This is a genomic window from Herbiconiux sp., assembly GCF_023264855.1.
Classification (GTDB): Bacteria; Actinomycetota; Actinomycetes; order Actinomycetales; family Microbacteriaceae; genus Herbiconiux.
Genome location: NZ_JAHFUW010000009.1, coordinates 23,557 through 44,326 on the forward strand (window position 1 = coordinate 23,557; position 20,770 = coordinate 44,326).

Below are 20,770 nucleotides of genomic sequence, written 5' to 3' on the forward strand. Positions count from 1 at the left end.
CCCGAGCCTAGGCGTTCACTCCAGCGAGTCTCAGGGCAAGCTCCGCCATAGTGCATGAGCTCGGCCTGAAACTCGCTGGACTGAACGCGATCGGCCAGCGTCGCTCACACCAGGCCCACCGAATAGGCGAAGATCACCGCCTGCACGCGGTCGCGCAGCTCGAGCTTCATCAGCACGCGGCCCACGTGCGTCTTCACGGTGGACTCGGAGAGGAACAACCGGCTCGCGATCTCGGTGTTCGTCAGCCCCTCCGCCATCGCCACGAGCACCTCGCGCTCGCGCTCGGTGAGGGTGGCGAGGCGGGCCGCTTCGGGTGAGGGAGCGGATACGCCCGAGGTCGCCGGGGCTGCACCAGCCGCTGCGCCCTCGCCTGCCGCTGCACCGGCCGGCAGCTGCGGCCCGAACAGCTCGAGCAGCTTGCGCGTCACCCGCGGCGACACGGCGGCATCGCCCGAGGCCACCGCCCGCACCGCCGCCACCAGTTCGGCCGGCTGCGCGTCCTTCAGCAGGAATCCGCTCGCCCCGGCGTTCAGCCCGGCGAAGGCGTACTCGTCGAGATCGAAGGTCGTCAGAATCAGGATGCGGCTGGCCGGGTTCGCCGCCACGATCGCCCGGGTCGCCTCGATCCCGTCGAGCCCCGGCATCCGCACGTCCATCAAAACCACGTCGGGCTGCAGCCGGCCGACGGCCGCGATCGCCTCGTACCCGTCGCCGGCCTCGCCGACCACCTCGAGCCCCTCGTGCGACTCGAGCACGAGCCGCATCCCCATCCTGATCAGCTGCTGGTCGTCCACCAGCAGCAACCGGATGCCCCCGCTCCCGTTCCCGCTCACGTCACTCATCCCGCGCCTCCCCCTCCGTTGACTTGCGACTTTCGGCTGCTGAATCGGCACTCTCGGAGCCAGAACTCGCAACTCGGTGAGCTTCGGCGGCGGGGGCGACCGCAGACGCGCCCAAGGTCGCGGCCACGCGCCAGCCGCGACTGCCGGGCGGGCCGACGGGGCCCGCGGCCACCGTGCCGCCGTACGCGGCCACCCGCTCGCGCATGCCGATCAGGCCCTGGCCTGAGCCGGTGGAGACGGCCCCCCGCCCGGGGTCGACCCCGTCATCCGTCACCGTGATGTCGATCCCCGTCGCCGAGTACGCCACCACCACATCCACCGCCGTCGACTGCACGGCGTAGCGCAGGGCGTTGGTGAGCGCCTCCTGCAGCACCCGGTAGACGGTGAGTTGAACGAGCGGATCGGCCGGAGGCGTGCCCGCGGCGGTGTACCGCACGGTGAGGCCCGCCGCCCGGTACGAGGCGATCAGCTCGGGCAGCTCGGCGAGCCCCGGCTGCGGCGCGAGCGGAGCGGCGGGGTCGAGGAGGCCGAGCGAGCGGCGCATGTCGGTGAGCGCGCGCCGGGCCGTCGCGCCGGTCTGCCGCATGGCCTCCGCTGCGGCGGCGGGAGAGCGCTCCACGCTGGCGGCCGCGCCATCCGAGAGCGACACGATCACGGTCAGGCTGTGGGCCACGATGTCGTGCATCTCGCGGGTGATGCGGGCACGCTCGTCGGCGGTGGCGAGCTTCGCCCGCTGGTCGCGTTCCCGCGCCAGCTGCTCGGCGCGGTCCAGGAGGGCCTGGATGTAGCGGCGCCGGTTGCCGAAGGTGATCCCCACCAGGGTGGCCACGAGCATCAGCAGCACGAAGAGCACCGTGAACGCGATGTTGGAGATGACGGCCGTGGGGTCGTAGAGGAAGGTCGCGACGCCGCCGGCCACCGCGGCGACCGCCGTCCAGAGCCAGGCCGAGCGCGAGGAGCGGTAGACGGCGAGCGCGTAGAGCGCGAACATCATCGGGATGGCGTCCAGCTGCTGCGTGGGCGTGGTGGGCAGCAGCAGGGCGGCCGCGCAGATCGCCGCGGTGATCACCGGTACGTGCCGCCGGAACAGCAGCGCCAACACCACGGCGGCCGTGATGTACAGCAGCAGCACGGCGAACACCGGAGTGTTGCGGATGGTGTCGTCGCCGAAGGGCGAGAGCCCGAAGACGCCGGTGACGAAGCTGAACAACGCGAACGCCAGCGCCGGCAGGCCGTAGCCGCCCGCGATGAACCCGTCCAGCAGCCACGGGTGCCGCGAGAGGTACGCCCGGATGAACCCCGGCGGCTTGGGCAGCCGAAGGTCCTCGGCGCCGGCGGGCTGAGCCGGCGGCGCCGAGGACGCGAAGGGGGTTCCGGAGCCCCGTGCGGGGCCGGGTGTCGAGGTCAGGCGTCTCTCCGTCTCAGCAGCACCGCCGCCGGGATGGCGACCACGGCGATCCACCCGAGCATAACGAGCACCGCCTGCCACGGCTCGAACACGCCGCCGCCGAAGAACAGCGTCTGACCGGCGCTCGCCGGCAGCCACTGCGTGAGCACGGTCACCCACTCGGCCGAGATGAACGACAGCACCGCCGGCACGACCAGCACCAGACCGAGCACCGCCGCGATGCCGCCCGGGGTGTTGCGCAGCAGCGCACCCACGAAGAAGGCGAACAGCCCGATCAGCGCTAGGTAGCCGGCGGCGCCCACGAGGTGCGCCCACACCTCCGGGTCGGCGAGCGACGAGCTCACGCCGGCGCCGCTCAGGATCGGGGAGGTCACGGCGTAGGCGGCGAGGATGCCGACCAGCGACACCACGAAGCTCGTCACCGAGAACACGATCGCCTTGGCCCAGAGCACCGGCAGCCGCTTGGGCACCGCGGTGAGGCTGGAGCGGATCTGCCCGGTGCTGTACTCGCCGCTGATCACCAGCACGCCGAGCACCGAGATCACCAGCTGGTTGAGCATGACGCCGATCGAGGCGGCGAACACCGCGGTGGAGGCATCGGACTGGGGCGAACCGGTGGTGATGTTCAGCGCCAGCACCATTCCCATGCCCACCTGCAGCAGGATGAGCACGGCGTAGGCCCAGACGGTGGAACGCAGCGTGGTGAGCTTGATCCACTCGCTCGCCAGCACGCCGGTGAAGCGCAGGCGCGCCTCCGGCAGCGGCTGGTGCGAGGCCCGGGCGTGGGACGGGGCGGTGACTGCGGCGGTCATCGGGCCACCTCCTGGTTGCTCGTGGTCGGGTTCGTAGCGGTCGGGTTGGTGGTGCCGGCGGGCACCGCGGTGCGGTACTCCACCTCGTCGCGGGTGAGTTCCATGTAGGCGTCTTCGAGCGATCCGCTCACCACGCTCAGCTCGTACAGCGGCACGCCGGCGGCGAGCGCCGCGTCTCCGATCACCTCGGGGGCGAGGCCGCGCACCTCGACGGTGTCGGCGGCCACGTCGGTCACCACCACGTCGGGCTGGCCGAGCCGCCGGGCGAGTTCCCCGATGCGGGGACTGCGCACCCGGATGTAGGTCTGGGTGGAGCCGACGATGTCACCCACCGGAGCATCCGCAATCACCCGCCCCTTGCCGATCACGATGATGTGGTCGGCGGTCAGCGCCATCTCGCTCATCAGGTGGCTGGAGAGCAGCACGGTGCGGCCCTCGGCGGCGAGCGAGCGCACGAACCCGCGCACCCAGAGCACGCCCTCGGGGTCGAGTCCGTTCACCGGCTCGTCGAGGATGAGGGTGGCCGGGTCGCCGAGCAGGGCGGCGGCGAGGCCGAGGCGCTGGCCCATGCCGAGCGAGAAGCCTCCCACGCGCTTGCCGGCGACGGCGTGCAGACCGGTGAGGTCGATCACCTCGTCGACGCGACGACGAGGGATGCCGTGGGTCGCGGCGATGGCACGCAGGTGGTTGCGGGCGCTGCGGCCGGTGTGCACCGCCTTCGCCTCGAGCAGGGCGCCCACCTCGTGCAGCGGCGAGCGGTGCTCGGCGTAGGGCATGCCGTTCACGGTGACGCGGCCCGACGTGGGGCGGTCCAGCCCCACGATCATCCGCATCGTGGTGCTCTTGCCGGCGCCGTTCGGACCGAGGAATCCGGTCACCTGGCCGGGACGCACGGTGAAGCTCACCCCGTCGACGGCCTTCTTGTCGCCGTAGCGCTTGGTCAGTGCGGTCGCTTCGATCATTCTCAGCAGCTCCTCGTGTGTCATGGTGGGCGCCCCTCGCGCCACCCCTCTCACGGTACGGATGCGACGGCCCGGGCTCATCCGCCCGGGGGGTGATCTCGGCTCGGCCGGCGTAGTCCCCAGGTACTACGCGGCACGGGAACATTCGGCGGTGCGGGGCGTTGCATCCGACGTGGACGACAGCATGCGCAGCGAGTTCCGCCACCGGTTCCGCGACGATTCCCGGGCCGAGCGGCTGCGCGCGGCGTCGGCGACGGTCGTGGTGATCGGTGCGGGGCAGGCCGGGCTCTCGGCCGCGTTCCACCTGCAGCGGCACGGTTTCCTGAGCGCGATCGAGCATCCGGATGCCTCGCGCACGTTCGTCGTGCTCGATGCGGCCGAGGCACCGGGCGGGGCGTGGCAGCACCGCTGGGAGTCGCTGCACATGGCGACGGTCAACGGCATCTTCGACCTGCCGGGCTTCGCGAAGCCGCCGCTGGACGCCGACGAGCCCAGCCGCAACGCGGTGCCGCGCTACTTCGCGGCCTACGAGGAGCGCTTCGGCTTCCCGATCCTGCGCCCCGTGCGTGTGCTCGCGGTGGAGCGGGCCGACGACGCTCCGGATGGCGAGCTGCTCGTGCACACGGCTTCCCGCGGCGCCTCCGGCCCCGAGTCGGGTGCAGCATCCGGCCCCGGGTCGCGCACCGCCTCCCGCCCCGAGTCCGGAACCGCGTCGCGCACCGCCTCCGGCCCCGACGCAGGCGCCGCATCCGGAACCACCACGTGGCGCGCGCGCTTCGTGATCAACGCCACCGGCACCTGGGACAACCCCGTGCTGCCCGACGTGCCCGGCCGCGACCGCTTCCTCGGCCGCCAGCTGCACACGCGCGACTACGTGAGCCTGGACGACTTCGCGGGCCACCGGGTCGCCGTGGTCGGCGGCGGCATCTCGGCGCTGCAGCAGCTGGAGGAGATCTCGCGCGTGGCCTTCACCGCCTGGTACACCCGCCGGGAGCCGGTGTTCTCGCCCGGCGAGTTCGACCAGGAGACCGGCCGGGCCACGATCGAGAAGGTCACCGCCGATGTCGAGGCCGGCCGGCCCACCGGCAGCGTCGTCTCCTACACGGGCCTCGGCTGGACCTCCTACGCCCGCGCCGCTCGCGACCGCGGCGTGCTCGAGCGGCGCCCGATGTTCACCGTCGTCGAGCCGCACGGCGTGCGCGAGGCCGACGGCAGCTTCACGTCGGTCGACGTCATCCTGTGGGCCACCGGCTTCCGGGCCTCGCTCGCGCATCTCGATCCGCTGCACCTGCGCAACGACCTCGGCGGAATCACCCTCCGCGGCACGCAGCCCCTGGCCGAACCGCGCGTGCACCTGATCGGCTTCGGCCCGTCCCAGTCCACCGTCGGCGCCAACCGTGCCGGCCGAGACGCGGTCGCCGCGATCCTCCGCTCCCTCGGCGCGCCTCAGCGCGTCCCCCTGGGACCGCCAGCGCCTCCCCCGGTGACCCCCAGCCCCGCCCCTCACCCGCAGCGCGCGTAGCGCGCGCGGCGCGTCAGCGGGACTTGGCGGGCTTGGGCTTCTTCTCGGGGGTAGGCGCCGTGCCGGAGGCACGCTGGGCACGGTAGTAGTCGCGCGCTTCGGTCTGGCGGGCCTTCTCGGCGCCCGTCGCGATGGCGGCACGGATGTGCTCGGGCCCGTACCCGAAGGCCGACACCAGGTCTTGCGCGTGGGGGCGCAGGCGGGCGGCGAGCCGTTCGGTGTAGCGACCGACGGCCTGGGCACGCTTAGGCGAGAGGCGCCCGTTCATCAGGTACCAAGCGAGGTGCTTCTCCACCAGGCCGAGCCCGAACAGGTCGCGGAGCCAGGTGAGCACCACGCGCGTGCCGTCGTCCATCCCGGAGGCCGATCCGGTCGCACCGTCGACGGCCTCGGTGAACGCCTCCCACTGCAGCAGCTCGGCGTGCGCACGGGCAGCCTCGATGATCTGAGCCTGGTGGGCGTTGAACAGGTCGGCGGCGGCCTTCTGCGAGAGCTTCGACGCCGGTCGCAGCGCACCGGCGACCTCGGCCACCATCGTCTCCACCCGGTCGGTGAGCAGCTGGCGCTGAGCGGATGCGTCGCGCAGCTGCCCCACGGAACGCGCGGTCGAACCGAAGTCGGCCACGGTCTGCGCGAGCGAGCGCAGACCCGATCCGTTCACCGTCTTGTCGGCGGCCTGCTCCACCACGTAGCGGGCGAGCACGCCGAAGTCGGCTTTGGCGAAGCGCCGGCTGTAGTCGGAGAGCAGGCGCTTGGCCACGAGCTGCAGCAGCACGTGGTTGTCACCCTCGAAGGTGGCGTAGACGTCGAGGTCGGCGCGCAGGCCCACCAGGCGGTTCTCGGCCAGGAACCCGGCGCCGCCGCAGGCTTCGCGGGCCTCCTGCAGTGTCTCGAGCGCGTGCCAGGTGCTGAGCGGCTTGAGTGCGGCGGCGAGGGTTTCGAGGTCTTGGCGGTCTGCATCCGTGTCGGCCGCGCCGGAGAACACCTGGTCGAACTTGGTGAGCAGCTGCTCGTGCGCGAAGCTCGCCGCGTACGTGGTGGCCAGCTTCGGGATGAGCCGCTTCTGGTGCAGCTGGTAGTCGAGCAGCACCTCTTCGTCGGTATCGCTGCCGGCGGTGAACTGACGGCGCTCGTTGCCGTAGGTGATCGCGATGGTGAGCGCGATCTTCGCCGCGGCGACGGATGCGCCGTCGAGCGACACCCGGCCCTGCACGAGCGTGCCGAGCATGGTGAAGAACCGGCGGCCGGGGCTCTGGATCGGGCTGGAGTAGGTGCCGTCTTCGGCCACGTCGCCATAGCGGTTCAGCAGGTTGGCGCGCGGGATGCGCACCTGGTCGAAGTGCAGCCGGCCGTTGTCGATGCCGTTCAGGCCGCCCTTCAGCCCGTCGTCCTCCCCGCCGATGCCGGGCAGGAACTCGTTCGTGGCGGCATCCCGCAGCGGCACGTAGAAGGCGTGCACGCCGTGGTCGACGCCCTTGGTGATCAGCTGTGCGAACAGCACGGCGGCGGTGCCGTGCACGGCCGCGTTGCCGAGGTAGTCCTTCCAGGCCCCGCGGAACGGGGTGTGGATGACGAACTCCTGAGTGGCCTCGTCGTAGGTGGCCGTGGTGCCGATGGCCGCGACATCCGACCCGTGGCCGGTCTCGGTCATGGCGAAGGCGCCGGGCACCTCGAGGCTCATGATGCCGGGCAGGAAGGTTTCGTGGTGGTAGGCGGTGCCGAGGTGCAGCACCGCGGCGCCGAACAGGCCCCATTGCACACCCGACTTGATCTGCAGGCTCGGATCGGCCGTCACCAGCTCTTCGAAGCCCGCGATGTTGCCGCCGTGGTCGTCTTCGCCGCCGACCGACTTCGGGAACGCGCGGTGCACCTGGCCGTTCTCGACCAGCAGCTTCAACTGCTCGAACACCCGGGCGCGGTGCTCGTCGACGCCCAGGCCCTCGATGCGCTGCAGCTCGGGTCGAGCGGTGAGCTCACGGGCGCCCAGGCGCACCTCGGCCCAGCTGCCGAGCAGGTAGCGGCCGAGCCACTCCACGTCGGTGCGGGCCACCACCACGTCGCTGCGCTTGCCGCCGCGCACCGGCGCGTCGAGCACGCTGTCGATCGCCTCGGGCTCGGTGGCCTCCGTCTCGAGTTCGTGGCCCGCATCCTGCCGGCTCGAGTCGGGGGCGCGGCTCTCGTCGCGGGGAGTCGTGTCGACCGTGTGCGTCATGTGCAGTCCTCATCGTCGTGCCGAAGTCGTGCCGTCGCTCGCCGCCGCAGGCCGCGGTGACGGGACTCCTCCACGGTACGAGCCACCGCCGACACCCGTGAATCCCCCGTCCTGCGCCTACAAAGAGGGGGCGAACGGAGCGACGGACGACTGTGGACATCCCACAGTCCGACACCGCATTCGTCTACCGAGCCAGACAAAGATGCCGGTCGGCGCACGACGACGACGGCGGCGGCGGGACGACGACGACCCCGACCCCGACCAGCGGATGCTCCGCCCGGCGCTATCCCGCGACCGGCACCTCCACGGCGATCGCCGCCTCCCGCGACCGGACACGCCGAGCGGTGAGGAGATCGGCTGCGGCGAACGCCCCCGCGAGCACGGCCAGGACGCCCACCAGAGGTGCGGCCAGATCGACCGCGGCCCCGAGGCCGATCGCCGTTGCCAGCGCTCCGGCCCCCACGGCGGTCAGCGCCTGGAAGAGGTACGAGCACAGGTACAGCAGCGACAGCGTCGCCCCGCGATGCCGGGCGGGCGCGGTGCGGTTCACCAGCCCCAGGCCCCCGGTGAAGGCGAAGGAGTAGGCGATCCCGCCCACCACGCACCACACCAGGAGCAGCACGATCGAGCCGGCCGCCGCCGCGAGTGCCATCACCGCGAGGCTGGCCAGCGAGAGCACCGCGCCGATCAGGATGGCCGTGTGCGAGGGCAGCCGGCCGAGGAACAGCGCGGTCACCCCGATCGCGATCGAGGAGATGCCAAGCAGGCCGCCGATCACCACGAAGTCGCTGGTCCCGGTGAGATCGCGCGCCATCTGGGCGCCGAGCGAGAGGAAGATCGCACCCACGCTGTAGGCCGTGGCCACCGAGGCGGCCGCCGCCGCGAAGGCAAGCCGGATGCCACGCGGCACGGAGAGACGCCCGGGCCGCCCGTCGTCGACGGTCCCGGAGACCTCGGATGCCGCATCCGGAGCCGGTTCCGGCACCGCCGCCACCGCATCCGGAGCCGGGGCCGCCACTCCCGCCGCCGCATCCGGAACCCGGGCCGCCTCTCCCGCCACCACACCCGGAGCCGCCACACCCGGAGTCGGCACTCCCGCCGCCGCATCCGGAACCGCCACTCCCGCCACTCCCTCGACCGTATCCTGAGCCGGAGCCGCCACTCCCGCCACCGCATCCGGAGTCGGCACTCCCGCCACCGCATTCGCCACCGCATCCGGAGCCGCCCGCCCGGGCGCGTCGTCGGGCGTGCGCCAGACCGCCACGAAGGCCACGGTCGACAGCACGAACAGGACGGCGAACGAGAGCACCAGCGGCAACGGCGCGAACTGGGCGAGCACCCCGCTCAGCACCAGCGCCAGGGTGAGCCCGGCCGCGGTCGACACCGTGGTGAGGATGCTCGGGGTGCGAGGGTTCTTCCCCGGGTTGTTCTCGACCAGGGCCGCGCTGGCGGCGCCCAAGGCGAATCCGGTGCCGACACCCTGCAGCACCCGCCCGGCGAAGAGCCAGCCGACGTTAGGAGCGAGCGCGAACACGGCGGCGGCCACGGCGATCAGCCCGACACCGAGCAGCATGGCGCGGCGGCGGCCGATGGCATCCGACAGCCCGCCGAACACCAGCAGCACCAGCAGCAGCGCGAGCGGGTAGGCCGCGAAAACCGAGGTCGTGACCACGGCCGGCAACTCCCACTCGGCGGCGTACACGGGGTAGAGCACGCTCGGAGCCCCGCTGGACCACAGGCAGAGTGCGAGAACGGCCGCCGCCGACCAGAAGGTGCCCCGGCGGGCGAAGCGCCACGAATTCGTCATGCGGCGACTGTACGCCTCTCAGTTGGAATTTCCAATCCAGCACCCAAAAGCGTACTCTGATGGCATGAGCGAGTCGGTTCCGGATGCCACGCACGGTGCGATCGCCGCCGCCACCAGCGCCACGGCCCAGGCGCTGACCTCGGCCCCACCCCACGCCTCAGCCCCGGCCCCGACCACGACCCCGGCCACGGGCACGGGCACGGGCACGGGCACGGGCACGGGCGACACCACCACCAGCGCCCCGGCCGACGCCCAGGAGGAGCTGCGGTGCCAGATCGCGCGGTCGCTCGACGTGATCGGCGAGAAGTGGTCGCTGCTGATCATTCGCGAGGCGTTCCGGGGCCGCACGCGATTCACCGAGTTCCGCACCGCGCTCGGCGCCCCCAGCGACATCCTCACCCAGCGCCTCGGCAAGCTCGTCGACGCCGGCGTTCTCGAGAAGCGCGCCTACCGCGAGGCCGGCTCCCGCGAGCGCTCCAGCTACCACCTCACCGAGAAGGGCCGGGGCCTCTCGCTGGTGCTCGGCGCCCTCGTGCAGTGGGGTGACGCCTACGCCCCCTACACCGGGGGTGCGGCCTCCCTCGTGGTCGACGCAGCCGACGGATCGGCCCTCTCCCTGCAGTTCGTCGACCCCGAGGGCCACCCCGTCGCCGACGACCGCGTCGCCTTCACCCCCGGCCCCGCAGCGCGCGAGCGCTGGTAGTCACGAGCCCCCGCCCACCTCGTTGGGTCGCAAAAATGCGTCTATCTTCCACGTTATAGACGCGTATTTGCGACCCAACGGGTGCGATCCGATCGGGCGCGTGCCGCTCAGCTCGGGTCGTTGCGGTGCAGGGCGCGGCGCACCCGCTCCACGACGTTCGCCGCCGGCGGCTCGTTGTAGGCGCCGGCGAGTTCCTGGCCCGACATCTCCCCGATGGCGGCCATCACGTCGTCGGTGAGTTTGCGGCGGGCGCGCGCGGACGACGCCTCGCCGTACGCGGCGGGATCGATCGGCTCCCCGAATCGGATGGTGACGGGCCGGATGCGCGGAACCTTGGCATCCACGGGCAAGAGCTCCTCGGTGCCGGTGAGCGCCACGGGCACGACCGGGCAGCCCGTGGTCAGCGCCAGCCAGGCGACGCCGGTGCGGCCTCGGTAGAGCCGGCCGTCGCGCGAGCGGGTGCCCTCGGGATAGATCGCGAAGGCACCGCCGCCGTCGAGCACCTCACGGCCGCTCTCGAGCGAATCCTGAGCGGCAGAATTGCTCGCGCGGTCGACCGGGATGGCACCGATCGACTCGAAGAAGGTCTTCGAGAGCCGCCCCTTGGCACCCTCGCCGGTGAAGTACTCCGCCTTGGCCAGAAAACGCACGTCCCGCGGGGCGATCAGGGTGATCACGACGCTGTCGATGAAGCTCAGATGATTGCTCGCGAACAGCACGGGACCCGACCGCGGAACCCTCTCGCGACCCTCCACCGTCGGCCGGTAGAGCACCCGGGCGACCGGGCGCACGACGCCCCTCGCCACCGACTTGAACATCCCCCGATCCTCACACGGATCGCATGCCGCCACGGCTATGCAGGGCGGGTCGTTGGGTGTACATGGATTTTCCAGGCATCCTCGGGAATAGTTGTAGCGTCAACTCCTTTCCTCCCTGATCGAAATGAGCACTGTGCCCTCGCGTTCCGATTCCTCCTCGTCCCTCCTGCCGAAGGCGAAGGAGCAGGCGAAGAAGCTCACCGTCAAGCAGGAACGCGATGCCCGCCGCGCCGAGAAGGTCGCGGCGATGGTGGCGGAGCAGAAGCGCCAGCAGCGCAACCGCCGCTTCGCCTGGATCGGCGGCAGCGTCGCAGGCGTGGCCGTGGTGGCCCTGGTCATCGGCTTCGTGGTCACCAGCGCCGAGCCGAAGGTCGACCCCGCGTCGATCGCGATCGGCGAGCTGCAGACCTACCCCGACCTCACCTCGAACCACGTCAGCACGAAGGTCGACTACGCGCAGACCCCTCCCGCCGGCGGCGACCACGCAGCCGTCTGGCTGAACTGCGGTGTCTACTCCGAGGCCGTTCCGAACGAGAACGCCGTGCACGCCCTCGAGCACGGCGCCGTGTGGGTGACCTACGATCCCACCGTCGTCGACGAGGCCGGTGTCGAGACGCTGCGCTCGGAGCTGCCCGACACCTATGTCGTGCTCTCGCCCTTCCCGGGCCTCAGCGCTCCCGTCGTGGCGTCGGCGTGGGGCAACCAGGTGTACCTGGACGGCGTCGACGACGAGCGTCTCAGCGACTTCGTCACCAAGTTCTGGCGCTCGAACGACGCTCCCGAGCCCGGCGCGGCCTGCACCGGCGGACTCGACGCTCCCGGGAAGGTCGCTTGAGCGACTCCGGATCGGTGACCGCGGCCGGCTCCGCAGCGCCTCGCGCGTCGCGGGGCCGGATCGTCCTCGCCGCCGTCGTGGCCGCAGCGGTGATCGGCATCGCCGCGTTCTCGGCCGGCTGGCTGGCGGCGCCTCGCATCGCGACCCCCTCCGACACCAGTGTCGAGGCCGGGTTCGCGCGGGACATGCAGGAGCACCACGACCAGGCGGTGCAGATGGCGATGATCGTCCGCCAGCAGACCGACGACCCCGAGGTGAGCTCGCTCGCCTACGACATCGCCACCTCGCAGGCCCAGCAGTCGGGTCAGATGTACGGCTGGCTGAACCTCTGGCAGCTCCCCCAGGCCTCCTCGCAGCCCACCATGACGTGGATGCTGCAGCCGACCCTCGACGGATCCGACGACCACGCGCACGGCGGTGACGGCACGATGACGAATACGGTGACCGGCGCGGAGATGGCTCCCGGTGATCCGATGCCCGGCATGGCGAGCGCCGAGGACATCGCGCGTCTCTCGACGCTCACGGGCGTGGAGGCCGAGAAGCTCTTCCTGCAGCTGATGATCGCCCACCACAAGGGCGGTGTCGAGATGGCGGAGGCCGTGATCGCCCGCACCACCAACCCCGTGGTGCTGGCCCTGGCGAACGCGATCGTCTTCGCCCAGAACGGCGAGATCCAGTACATGCAGGAGCTGCTCGCCGCCCGCGAGTGACCCCCGCGCCACGGCCGGCGGGCCCATCACACGGCCGGCGGGCGCATCAGGGGTACAGCGGCGGCGCCTCGTGGTCGTCGTACGGCGGGATGTCGTCGTAGGGCGGCGGCTCTTCGTCGGGCGGGACGTCGTCGAACGGAGGCTCCTCCGCTTGCGTGAACCCCGGACGGGGACGCGTGGGCGACGCACCACGCGCATTCGATCGCCGTGAGCCACCTCCTGCGGCGCCGCCCGACCCGCTGCCCGTCGGCGCCGCCGCACCCGCCGGCGCGATGAACTCCCCCGACGAGACCGCCGCGATCAGGCCCTCGCCATAGGCTTCGCGCTTGCGCTCTCCGATGCCGGCGATGCCCGCCAGCGCCTCGACGCTGCTGGGCCGCTGGGCCGCGACCGCGGCCAGCGTCGCGTCGTGGAACACCACGTACGCCGGAACACCCTGCTCACGCGCGGTCGCCGCCCGCCAGGCCCGCAGCACCTCGAACAGCTCGGCGTCTTCGGTCGACAGCTCGGCCTTCGCGGCCGAGCCGCTGCGGGAGCCGCCCGATCCGCTCGACCCCGATCCGCTCCCCCGCGACGACGCTACCCGCTCGGGCTCGCGCCGCAGCTGCACCGCGCGCGCACCCGAGAGCACCTCAGCGCTCTCCGGGGTGATGACCAGCGTGCCGTACCCGTCGTCGTGCACGGCCAGCAGCCCCTGGGCCAGCAGCTGCCGCACGACCCCGCGCCACTGCTGTTCGCTCAGGTCGGCGCCGATGCCCCACACGGTGAGTTCGTCGTGCTTCCACTGGCCGACCCGCTCGGTGCGCTTGCCGCGCAGGATGTCGATCAAGTGCCCGGCCCCGAACCGCTGGTTGCGCTCGCGCTCCAGCCGAACCACCGTGGAGAGCAGCTTCTGCGCCGGCACCGTGCCGTCCCACGACTCCGGCGGCGTGATGCAGGTGTCGCAGTTGCCGCAGGGCTCGCTCTTCTGCCCGAAGTACGCGAGCAGATTCACCCGGCGGCAGCTGACGGTCTCGCAGAGCGCGAGCATCGCGTCGAGGTGCGCCGAGAGCCGTCGGCGGTGCGCGAGGTCGCCGGGAGAGTCGTCGATCATCCGCCGCTGCTGCACCACGTCGTTCAGCCCGTAGGCCATCCATGCCGTCGACGGCAGCCCGTCGCGCCCGGCGCGCCCGGTCTCCTGGTAGTAGCCCTCCACCGACTTCGGAAGGTCGATGTGCGCCACGAACCGCACGTCGGGCTTGTCGATCCCCATGCCGAACGCGATGGTGGCGACGATCACCACACCCTCGTCGCGCAGGAACCGGGCCTGCGTGCGCGCCCGCACCCGGGCATCCAGACCCGCGTGATAGGGCATCGCGTCGACGCCGTTCTCGGCCAGGAACTGCGCCGTCTTCTCGACCGTGTTGCGCGAGAGGCCGTAGACGATTCCCGCCTCGCCGCCGTGCTCGTTGCGCACGAACGAGAGCAGCTGCTTGCGCACCTCGCCCTTCGGGTCGATGCGGTACTGGATGTTCGGCCGGTCGAAGCTGGCCACGAAGTGCCGAGCCCGGCCCATCGAGAGCCGCTCGGTGATCTCTTTATGGGTGGCCTCGGTGGCCGTGGCCGTGAGCGCGATGCGCGGCACGGTGGGCCAGCGCTCGGCCAGTTCGGCGAGCGCGAGGTAGTCGGGCCGGAAGTCGTGCCCCCACTGCGACACGCAGTGCGCCTCGTCGATGGCGAACAGCGCGATCTGCCCGTTCTCGAGAAAGCGCTTCGTGCTCTCGGCCGACAGCCGCTCGGGCGCCACGTAGAGCAGATCGAGCTCACCGTCGAGGTACGCCTGCTCGACCTCGGCGCGCTCCCGGGCATCCTGCGTGGAGTTGAGGAACGCGGCGCGCACGCCGACCGCCTTCATCGCCTCGACCTGGTCGTGCATCAGCGCGATCAGGGGCGAGATGACCACGCCGGTGCCGGGCCGCACGAGCGAGGGCACCTGGTAGCAGAGGGACTTACCGGCACCCGTGGGCATCAGCACGACCGCGTCGCCGCCGGCGATGACGTGGTCGATCACCTCGGCCTGGTCGCCGCGGAACGAGTCGTAGCCGAACACCCGGCTGAGGGTGTCGAGCGCTACGGATGCTGATGTCTGGGTCACGAGTCGAGCCTAGTTCGCGGTGGCGACATCGGAGAGTTGTCCACAGGCTCTCCCGAATCGCACCCGTTCGGGGCCGCCTGTGGAGGAGTCTTCGAAACCGGGCACGTCACGGGCCCTCAGCGGTCGAGGCGCACCTCGAGGATGCTCGGCCCGGCCGGAGGCGAGGCCAGCGCCGAGTCGAGGTCGCCGCGGGTGGCGATCGCCCGGTGCGGCCAACCGTAGGCGGCGGACAGCGCCGCGATGTCCGCCTGCTGCGGCGTGAACATGACCCGGTCGAACTGCGCCGGTGCCGCAGTGCCCGCCACTTCGAGCCCGTCGAAGATCGTGCCGCCGCCGTCGTTGCCGACGATCAGCTGGATGCGGGGCCGCGTCTCGCCGGGCGCAAGCAGCAGAGCGCCGACGTCGTGCAGCAGGGTGAGATCGCCGAGCAGCACGCGGGTCGTGCCCGCCGTGCCGCGCCGCGAGGCGCCCGCAGCACCGGCACCGGCACCGGCACCGGCACCGGCCGACCCGGCATCCCGGAACTCCGACTGACTGGCCAGCGCCACGCCGAGCGCGGTCGACACCGTTCCGTCGATGCCTGCGAGCCCGCGGTTCGAGTGCACCGGGATCTTCTTTCCGCCCGCTGCCGAATCGAGCTCGCGGATCAGCCGCGACGCCCCGAGCACCAGCCGGTCGTGCGGCCAGGTCGCGCGCCACACCGCGAGCGCGAGCGCACGCCGGGTCACCGGTGCGCGCAGCGCCGTGAGCTCGGCCTTGGCGAACGCGCGCGCGGCCGCCACGTCGCCGGGACCGGCATCGGCTCCCCCGAGCAGCGGTGGCGCCACCTCGTCGGCCTGCGATTCCTGCTCGAGCAGCTCGCGCCCGGCGAACACCCACTGCCCCGTCCAGGCGCGCGCCGCACGGTCGCTGCGATCGTCGGGATCGGCCGTCGCCTCGTCGACCAGCACGGCATCCGGATGCGGCACGAACGGTTCGCCGGCCCCACGAACCACCACGACCTCCACGTCGTCCCGCCCGAGCAGCGCCGGCACCTGACGGCTGAGCGTGGGATGCCCGAACACCACGGCGCGCTCGACGCGCCCGCCGAACTCGGGGTGGTCGAGCAGGGTGCGGTAGCCCGACACCAGGCAGGGGCCGAAGCGCGCCCCGCTGGAGACCTCGGCGATCAGCGGCCAGCCCGCCGCCAGAGCGAAGGCGTTGGCCCGCTCGCCCGCGTCGGCACCCGCGATCACGACGGTGCGCGGACCGGCGGCGAGGTGCACCGAGCGCCGCCCCACGGTGCCTCCCGCAGAATCGACCGGCTCGTCGAAGGGGCGTGAGCCGGACGAGTCGACGGATGCCGGCTCCTCCGGTTCCACGTCGCCCGAGAGCGGTTCCACGAACTGCAGATTGAGGTGCACAGGCCCGGAGGCGAGCCCGTCGGTCGCCGCGCCGAACGCCTGCGCCGCCAGTGCGCGCGCATCCGGGATCTCGTCGGGCAAAGGAGGAGGCACGTCGAGCTCGAGTCGCACGAAGCGGCCGAACAGCCCGGGCTGCCAGGTCGTCTGGTTCGAGCCCGTACCCCGCAGCCGCGCCGGCCGATCCGCCGTCAGCACGATCAGCGGCACCCCCGAGTGGCTCGCCTCCACCACACCGGGCAAGAGGTTGGCGGCGGCGGTGCCCGAGGTGGTGACCACCAGCGCCGGCCGTCCGCTCTCGCGCGCGAGCCCCAGCGCCGTGAAGGCCGCGACCCGCTCGTCGATGCGCACGTGCAGGGCGATGCGGCCCTCGAGCTCGAGTTCGGCGAGCGCCAGCGCGAGTGCCTGCGAGCGCGAGCCGGGAGACACCACGGCGTGCTGCACCCCGAGCGCGGCGAACGCGCGCACGAGCCGGGTGGCGCTCGTGGCGGCCGGACTCGACGTCACCGTTCGGTTCTGCCGTTGTCCTCGTCGTCCGTCTCGGCGAGACGCCGCTCCAGCTCACGGATCCGCTCGTCTTCGAGGGGATCGTGCACAGGGCGGATGGTGCCTAGGAAGTCGGGGTCGTCGTCGGGCCCCATCGCCCGTCGCGGCGGAGTCGTGATGCGCCGGCCGCGACCGATCAGCAGCCACAGGATGCCACCGATGGGGGTGAACAGAATGATGATGAACACCCACGCCACTCGGGGCAGAGCCTTCACGCGCGACTTCGGCAGCATGAGACAGTCGACGAGCGCGTACACGGTGAACGCCACCACCACGATGACGAGGGCAAGGAGTACGCGAGCCATGCAGTAACTGTACTCCCGGCATCCGTGAGCCGACTGCGCGTCGGCCGTGCGCTCACCGGGTGGTTCGACCCGTCCCGGGCGTGGGCTCGCGGGCCCCCGGACGGCCGGATGCGCGGGCGGATGGATGCGGCTTCGAGCGCACGGTCAGGATGCCCGGCCTAGACTCGAAGCCGTGAAACCTGGACGAACGTGGCTCGTGTACACCCTCATCCGCGTCGGCATCTTCGCCGCGGTGCTCGGGGTGTTGCTGCTGCTGCAGATCCCGGGCTGGATCGCCGCGATCGTGGCCGCCGTCATCGCGCTGTGCATCTCGATCATCGCGCTGCGGAAGCCCCGCGACGACGCCTCCCGCACGCTTCACGAGGCTCGGCTGAACCGCGGCCAGGCCCGCACCGAGCCGGCCACCAAGGTCTCGGAAGACGAAGACGTCGAAGACCAGGCCGTGGATTCGGCCGAAGCCGCCCCGTCCCGCCCCACCGACTCCGCTCAGTAGGCGAAAGCCAGCCCCAGCCCGATCCCGTACGCCAGGCCCACCAGGCTGGTGAGCTGAAGCGCGGTCACGAACTCGCGCGGCTTCGTGGCGGTCAGCATGATGATCGTCGCCGGCACCGCGGCCAGCAGGGTGAAGAACACCAGCGGCGCGAGCGGGTAGAGCAGCGCGAAGAACGCCAGCACCGCGTAGGCCACCAGCAACCAGAACACGTAGACCACGCGTGACGCGGTGCGGCCGATCAGCACTGCGAGGGTGCGCTTCTTCACCAGCTTGTCCTGCTCGATGTCGCGGATGTTGTTGGCCATCAGCACCGCGCAGGCGATGGCCCCCACGGCCACGCCGCCCGCCCAGCTCTCGGTGTTCACGTCGCCCGCGAGGATGAAGGTCGTGCCCGCGGTGGCCACCAGCCCGAAGAACACGAACACGAACAGCTCGCCGAGAGCGTAGTAGCCGTACGGATGCTTGCCGCCGGTATAGAACCAGCCCGCCGCGATCGCCGCCGCGCCCACGGCCAGCAGCCAGTAGTGCCCCGTGATGATCGTGATCGCCAGACCCGCCGCGCCCGCGAGAGCGAAGAAGACGATGGCGGCCGCGAGAACACGCTTCGCCGGCACGAGACCCGAGCCGGTGAGACGCGGCGGCCCCACCCGCACGTCGTCGGTACCCCGCACCCCGTCGGAGTAGTCGTTGGAGTAGTTCACCGCGATCTGCAGGAACACCGCCACCAAGAAGCAGAGCACCATCAGCAGCTTGGAGATGTCGGTCATCACCATGGCGGCTCCGGTGCCGAGCGCGACGGGAGCGATCGACAGCGGGAGCGTGCGCAGGCGGGCCCCCGCGATCCAGGCACCGGCGGCTGTCTTCGGGCCGGCGGGACGGGCCGGTCGGCCGGAGGCGGCGCGGCCGCGGTCGTGCGCGCGGGCGGGGTGGCCGGAGCGGCGCTTCTTCGATTTCGTAGCTGACATCGGGGCTGATTCTAGTCAGCTTCTGATCGGCGGGAGCTTGGAGTCGGCAGTGGGAACGACGAGCGAGCCGGCGATCGCACGGCGATCGGGTTTGCCCGACGACAGCCGCGGGAGTTCGGCCAGGCGCAGGATGCCGGCCGGCGCCGCCGGCCGCCCCGCAGCCTCGGCCACGATCGTTCGCAGGTGGCGGAGTTCTGCGGCGTGCACCTCGGACGCCGTTCCCGCATCCGCCACGACCACCACGGCCACCTGCCCCCAGCGCTCGTCGTCGCGCCCCACGACCACGGCCTCCTCGTAGCCCGGCACGCCCTGCACGATCCGTTCCACCCGATCCAGCGACACCTTCACGCCGCCGGAGATGATCACGTTGTCGACGCGGCCGGTGACGCGCAGCACCCCGTCGATCACCGTTCCCGCATCCGCGGTGCGGTACCAGCGCACGCCGCCCTCGGTGCGGAACGACCTCAGGCTGAGTTCGTCGTCGTCGAGGTAGCCCTCGGCCAGGCTCGGCCCGGAGAGCTCGATCTCGCCATCGGTGATCCGCGCGACCGTGCGCCCGATCGGCCGCCCGTCGTAGACGCAGCCCCCGGCCGTCTCACTGGCACCATAGGTGCGCACCACGGTGTAGCCGAGCGCCGTGGCTCGCTCGTGCAGCGGGTCGGGCAGGGCCTGCCCCCCGACCAGCAGCTTGTCGAACCGGGCCACGGCCCGGCGGATGCCGGCATCCTGCTCCCCGGCCTCGACCAGCCGGGCGAGCTGGGCCGGCACCAGCGAGCTGAAGCGAAGGGGCGCCTCGAGGCGCCCGGCGAGGGCGGCGAACAGCTCGGGCGTGAAGTGCCCGAGCGGCTGGATGACGGGCTCGGTTCCGGCCGCGATGGACCGCACCAGCACCTGCACCCCCGCGATGTAGTGCGTGGGCAGAGCCAGCAGCCACTGGCCGGGCCCGCCGAGCACCCCCTCGGAGGCCGCCGCCGACGCCAGCAGCGCGTCGGCGCTGAGGGCGACACGCTTCGCCGCACCGGACGACCCCGAGGTCTCGATCACGAGCGACACGGCCGTCGGCACCTCGTGGGGGAGCTCGGCGCCGAAGAGGTCGTCGGCCTGAGGGTCACGCGGCAGCACCGCCGGCCCCTCATGCGCGAGCGCTCGGCGCAGCGCCACCGCCACCGCCCGCGGATCACCGCCGTCGACGACCTCGAGCGGATGCATCAGACGCCTACGAACGGAGGGATCGGACCCTCGAGCGGGCGCATCAGAAGTGGTACGGGAACGCGGACCAGTCCGGATCCCGCTTCTCCAGGAAGGAATCGCGACCCTCGACCGCCTCGTCGCTGGCGTAGGCCAGACGGGTGGCCTCACCGGCGAAGACCTGCTGGCCCACCAGCCCGTCGTCGACGGCGTTGAAGGCGTACTTCAGCATCCGGATGGCGGTCGGCGACTTGCCCAGGATGACGCGCGCCCAGCGCAACGCCTCGGTCTCGAGCTCGGCGTGCGGCACGACGGCGTTGACGGCACCCATCTCGTAGGCGCGCCGGGCGCTGTACTCCTCGGCGAGGAAGAACACCTCGCGCGCGAACTTCTGCCCGATCTGCCGAGCGAAGTATGCGCTGCCGTAGCCGGCGTCGAAGGACCCGACGTCGGCATCCGTCTGCTTGAACCTGCCGTGCTCTTCGCTGGCGAGGGTGAGGTCGCAGACCACGTGCAGGGAGTGGCCGCCGCCGGCCGCCCAGCCGGGAACCACCGCGATGACCACCTTGGGCATGAAGCGGATGAGCCGCTGCACCTCGAGGATGTGCAGCCGCCCCGAGCGCGCCGTGTCGATACCCGCCGCCGTCTCCTCTTCGGAGTACTTGTAGCCGTCACGGCCCCGGATGCGCTGGTCTCCCCCGCTGCAGAACGCCCAGCCGCCGTCGCGCGGGCTCGGCCCGTTGCCGGTGATGAGCACCACGCCCACCCGCGGGTTCTGCCGGGCGTCGTCGAGCGCCGCGTAGAGCTCGTCGACCGTCTTGGGCCGGAACGCGTTGCGCACCTCCGGCCGGTCGAACGCGATGCGCGCCACGCGCCCCTCGATGTCGAGGTGGTACGTGATGTCGGTGAAGCCCTCGGAGCCGGGGGCGACGACCCACTCATCGGGGTCGAAGATGTCGCTGACGGTGGTGCGTTCGCTCATACCCGAAAGCCTACGCTCCGGCGCGCGCCCGCCCGCGGCGCGGCCGAAGCTGTGGACGGATCCCCGATCTCGGCAGCCTGTGCACAACGGGCTCGGGGCAACTGATGGGAGACTGCGAGAGTGACC

General features: G+C 71.8%; 18 protein-coding genes. 5 read left to right on the forward strand and 13 right to left on the reverse strand.

The window, feature by feature from the left end; all coding sequences use genetic code 11:
• Positions 1–104: 104 nt before the first annotated feature.
• The 4 genes from Q0D75_RS05415 to Q0D75_RS05430 are packed head-to-tail and all read right to left on the reverse strand — an operon-like array spanning position 105 to position 4,024.
• Positions 105–842 (reverse strand): response regulator transcription factor, encoded by a 738-nt coding sequence (locus Q0D75_RS05415; protein WP_291050224.1) that lies wholly within the window; start codon positions 840–842, stop codon positions 105–107.
• On the reverse strand, positions 835–2,304 hold the full coding sequence (locus Q0D75_RS05420) for a histidine kinase (protein ID WP_291050226.1): 1,470 nt from the start codon (positions 2,302–2,304) through the stop codon (positions 835–837). Before Q0D75_RS05420 ends, Q0D75_RS05415 begins: the two co-directional genes overlap by 8 nt.
• Positions 2,247–3,062, reverse strand: a complete 816-nt coding sequence (locus Q0D75_RS05425) for an ABC transporter permease (protein ID WP_291050228.1) — start codon at positions 3,060–3,062, stop codon at positions 2,247–2,249. The genes Q0D75_RS05420 and Q0D75_RS05425 overlap by 58 nt, the downstream gene beginning before the upstream one ends.
• Positions 3,059–4,024, reverse strand: a complete 966-nt coding sequence (locus Q0D75_RS05430) for an ABC transporter ATP-binding protein (RefSeq protein WP_291050230.1) — start codon at positions 4,022–4,024, stop codon at positions 3,059–3,061. Before Q0D75_RS05430 ends, Q0D75_RS05425 begins: the two co-directional genes overlap by 4 nt.
• 151 nt (positions 4,025–4,175) lie before the next feature.
• Here Q0D75_RS05430 and Q0D75_RS05435 point away from each other — a divergent pair, with 151 nt between their 5' ends.
• The gene (locus tag Q0D75_RS05435) at positions 4,176–5,546 is read left to right on the forward strand and encodes an NAD(P)-binding domain-containing protein (protein ID WP_291050233.1); all 1,371 of its coding nucleotides are present in this window, start codon (positions 4,176–4,178) and stop codon (positions 5,544–5,546) included.
• A gap of 13 nt (positions 5,547–5,559) precedes the next feature.
• Here Q0D75_RS05435 and Q0D75_RS05440 read toward each other — a convergent pair whose 3' ends face one another.
• Complete coding sequence (locus Q0D75_RS05440; protein WP_291050235.1) at positions 5,560–7,758, reverse strand: acyl-CoA dehydrogenase; 2,199 nt, start codon at positions 7,756–7,758, stop codon at positions 5,560–5,562.
• A 283-nt stretch (positions 7,759–8,041) separates the two neighbouring features.
• The gene (locus Q0D75_RS05445) at positions 8,042–9,565 is read right to left on the reverse strand and encodes an MFS transporter (protein WP_291050237.1); all 1,524 of its coding nucleotides are present in this window, start codon (positions 9,563–9,565) and stop codon (positions 8,042–8,044) included.
• A gap of 64 nt (positions 9,566–9,629) precedes the next feature.
• Here Q0D75_RS05445 and Q0D75_RS05450 point away from each other — a divergent pair, with 64 nt between their 5' ends.
• On the forward strand, positions 9,630–10,268 hold the full coding sequence (locus Q0D75_RS05450; protein WP_291050239.1) for a helix-turn-helix domain-containing protein: 639 nt from the start codon (positions 9,630–9,632) through the stop codon (positions 10,266–10,268).
• Between the two features lie 107 nt (positions 10,269–10,375).
• On the opposite strand, the gene Q0D75_RS05455 is transcribed toward Q0D75_RS05450, so the two are convergent.
• Positions 10,376–11,086, reverse strand: coding sequence for a lysophospholipid acyltransferase family protein (locus tag Q0D75_RS05455; RefSeq protein WP_291050241.1), 711 nt, complete (start codon positions 11,084–11,086; stop codon positions 10,376–10,378).
• A gap of 124 nt (positions 11,087–11,210) precedes the next feature.
• On the opposite strand from Q0D75_RS05455, the gene Q0D75_RS05460 reads away from it, so the two are divergent.
• Both Q0D75_RS05460 and Q0D75_RS05465 read left to right on the forward strand, forming a co-directional pair.
• Positions 11,211–11,921 carry a DUF3105 domain-containing protein gene (locus tag Q0D75_RS05460; RefSeq protein WP_291050243.1) on the forward strand — a complete coding sequence of 237 codons (711 nt, stop codon included), beginning with the start codon at positions 11,211–11,213 and terminating at the stop codon, positions 11,919–11,921.
• Complete coding sequence (locus Q0D75_RS05465; RefSeq protein WP_291050245.1) at positions 11,918–12,631, forward strand: DUF305 domain-containing protein; 714 nt, start codon at positions 11,918–11,920, stop codon at positions 12,629–12,631. The genes Q0D75_RS05460 and Q0D75_RS05465 overlap by 4 nt, the downstream gene beginning before the upstream one ends.
• A gap of 46 nt (positions 12,632–12,677) precedes the next feature.
• Here Q0D75_RS05465 and recQ read toward each other — a convergent pair whose 3' ends face one another.
• From recQ to Q0D75_RS05480, 3 genes are all read right to left on the reverse strand, one after another.
• Positions 12,678–14,765, reverse strand: a complete 2,088-nt coding sequence (gene recQ, locus Q0D75_RS05470; protein WP_291050247.1) for a DNA helicase RecQ — start codon at positions 14,763–14,765, stop codon at positions 12,678–12,680.
• A 116-nt stretch (positions 14,766–14,881) separates the two neighbouring features.
• A complete protein-coding gene (gene menD, locus Q0D75_RS05475) occupies positions 14,882–16,672 on the reverse strand; it encodes a 2-succinyl-5-enolpyruvyl-6-hydroxy-3-cyclohexene-1-carboxylic-acid synthase (protein WP_291050249.1) in 1,791 nt (596 codons plus the stop codon).
• Entirely contained in the window at positions 16,669–17,016 is a 348-nt protein-coding gene (locus Q0D75_RS05480; RefSeq protein ID WP_291050251.1) for a PLDc N-terminal domain-containing protein, read from the reverse strand. Before Q0D75_RS05480 ends, menD begins: the two co-directional genes overlap by 4 nt.
• A 172-nt stretch (positions 17,017–17,188) precedes the next feature.
• Here Q0D75_RS05480 and Q0D75_RS05485 point away from each other — a divergent pair, with 172 nt between their 5' ends.
• Positions 17,189–17,509 (forward strand): DUF4229 domain-containing protein, encoded by a 321-nt coding sequence (locus tag Q0D75_RS05485; RefSeq protein ID WP_291050253.1) that lies wholly within the window; start codon positions 17,189–17,191, stop codon positions 17,507–17,509.
• Here the strand turns inward: Q0D75_RS05485 and Q0D75_RS05490 are convergent.
• The 3 genes from Q0D75_RS05490 to Q0D75_RS05500 are packed head-to-tail and all read right to left on the reverse strand — an operon-like array spanning position 17,503 to position 20,644.
• The gene (locus Q0D75_RS05490) at positions 17,503–18,474 is read right to left on the reverse strand and encodes a 1,4-dihydroxy-2-naphthoate polyprenyltransferase (RefSeq protein ID WP_291050255.1); all 972 of its coding nucleotides are present in this window, start codon (positions 18,472–18,474) and stop codon (positions 17,503–17,505) included. The genes Q0D75_RS05485 and Q0D75_RS05490 overlap by 7 nt on opposite strands.
• Before the next feature lie 15 nt (positions 18,475–18,489).
• Positions 18,490–19,683 carry an AMP-binding protein gene (locus Q0D75_RS05495; RefSeq protein ID WP_291050257.1) on the reverse strand — a complete coding sequence of 398 codons (1,194 nt, stop codon included), beginning with the start codon at positions 19,681–19,683 and terminating at the stop codon, positions 18,490–18,492.
• Positions 19,684–19,726: 43 nt separating this feature from the next.
• Entirely contained in the window at positions 19,727–20,644 is a 918-nt protein-coding gene (locus Q0D75_RS05500; RefSeq protein ID WP_291050259.1) for a 1,4-dihydroxy-2-naphthoyl-CoA synthase, read from the reverse strand.
• Between the last annotated feature and the right edge of the window lie 126 nt (positions 20,645–20,770).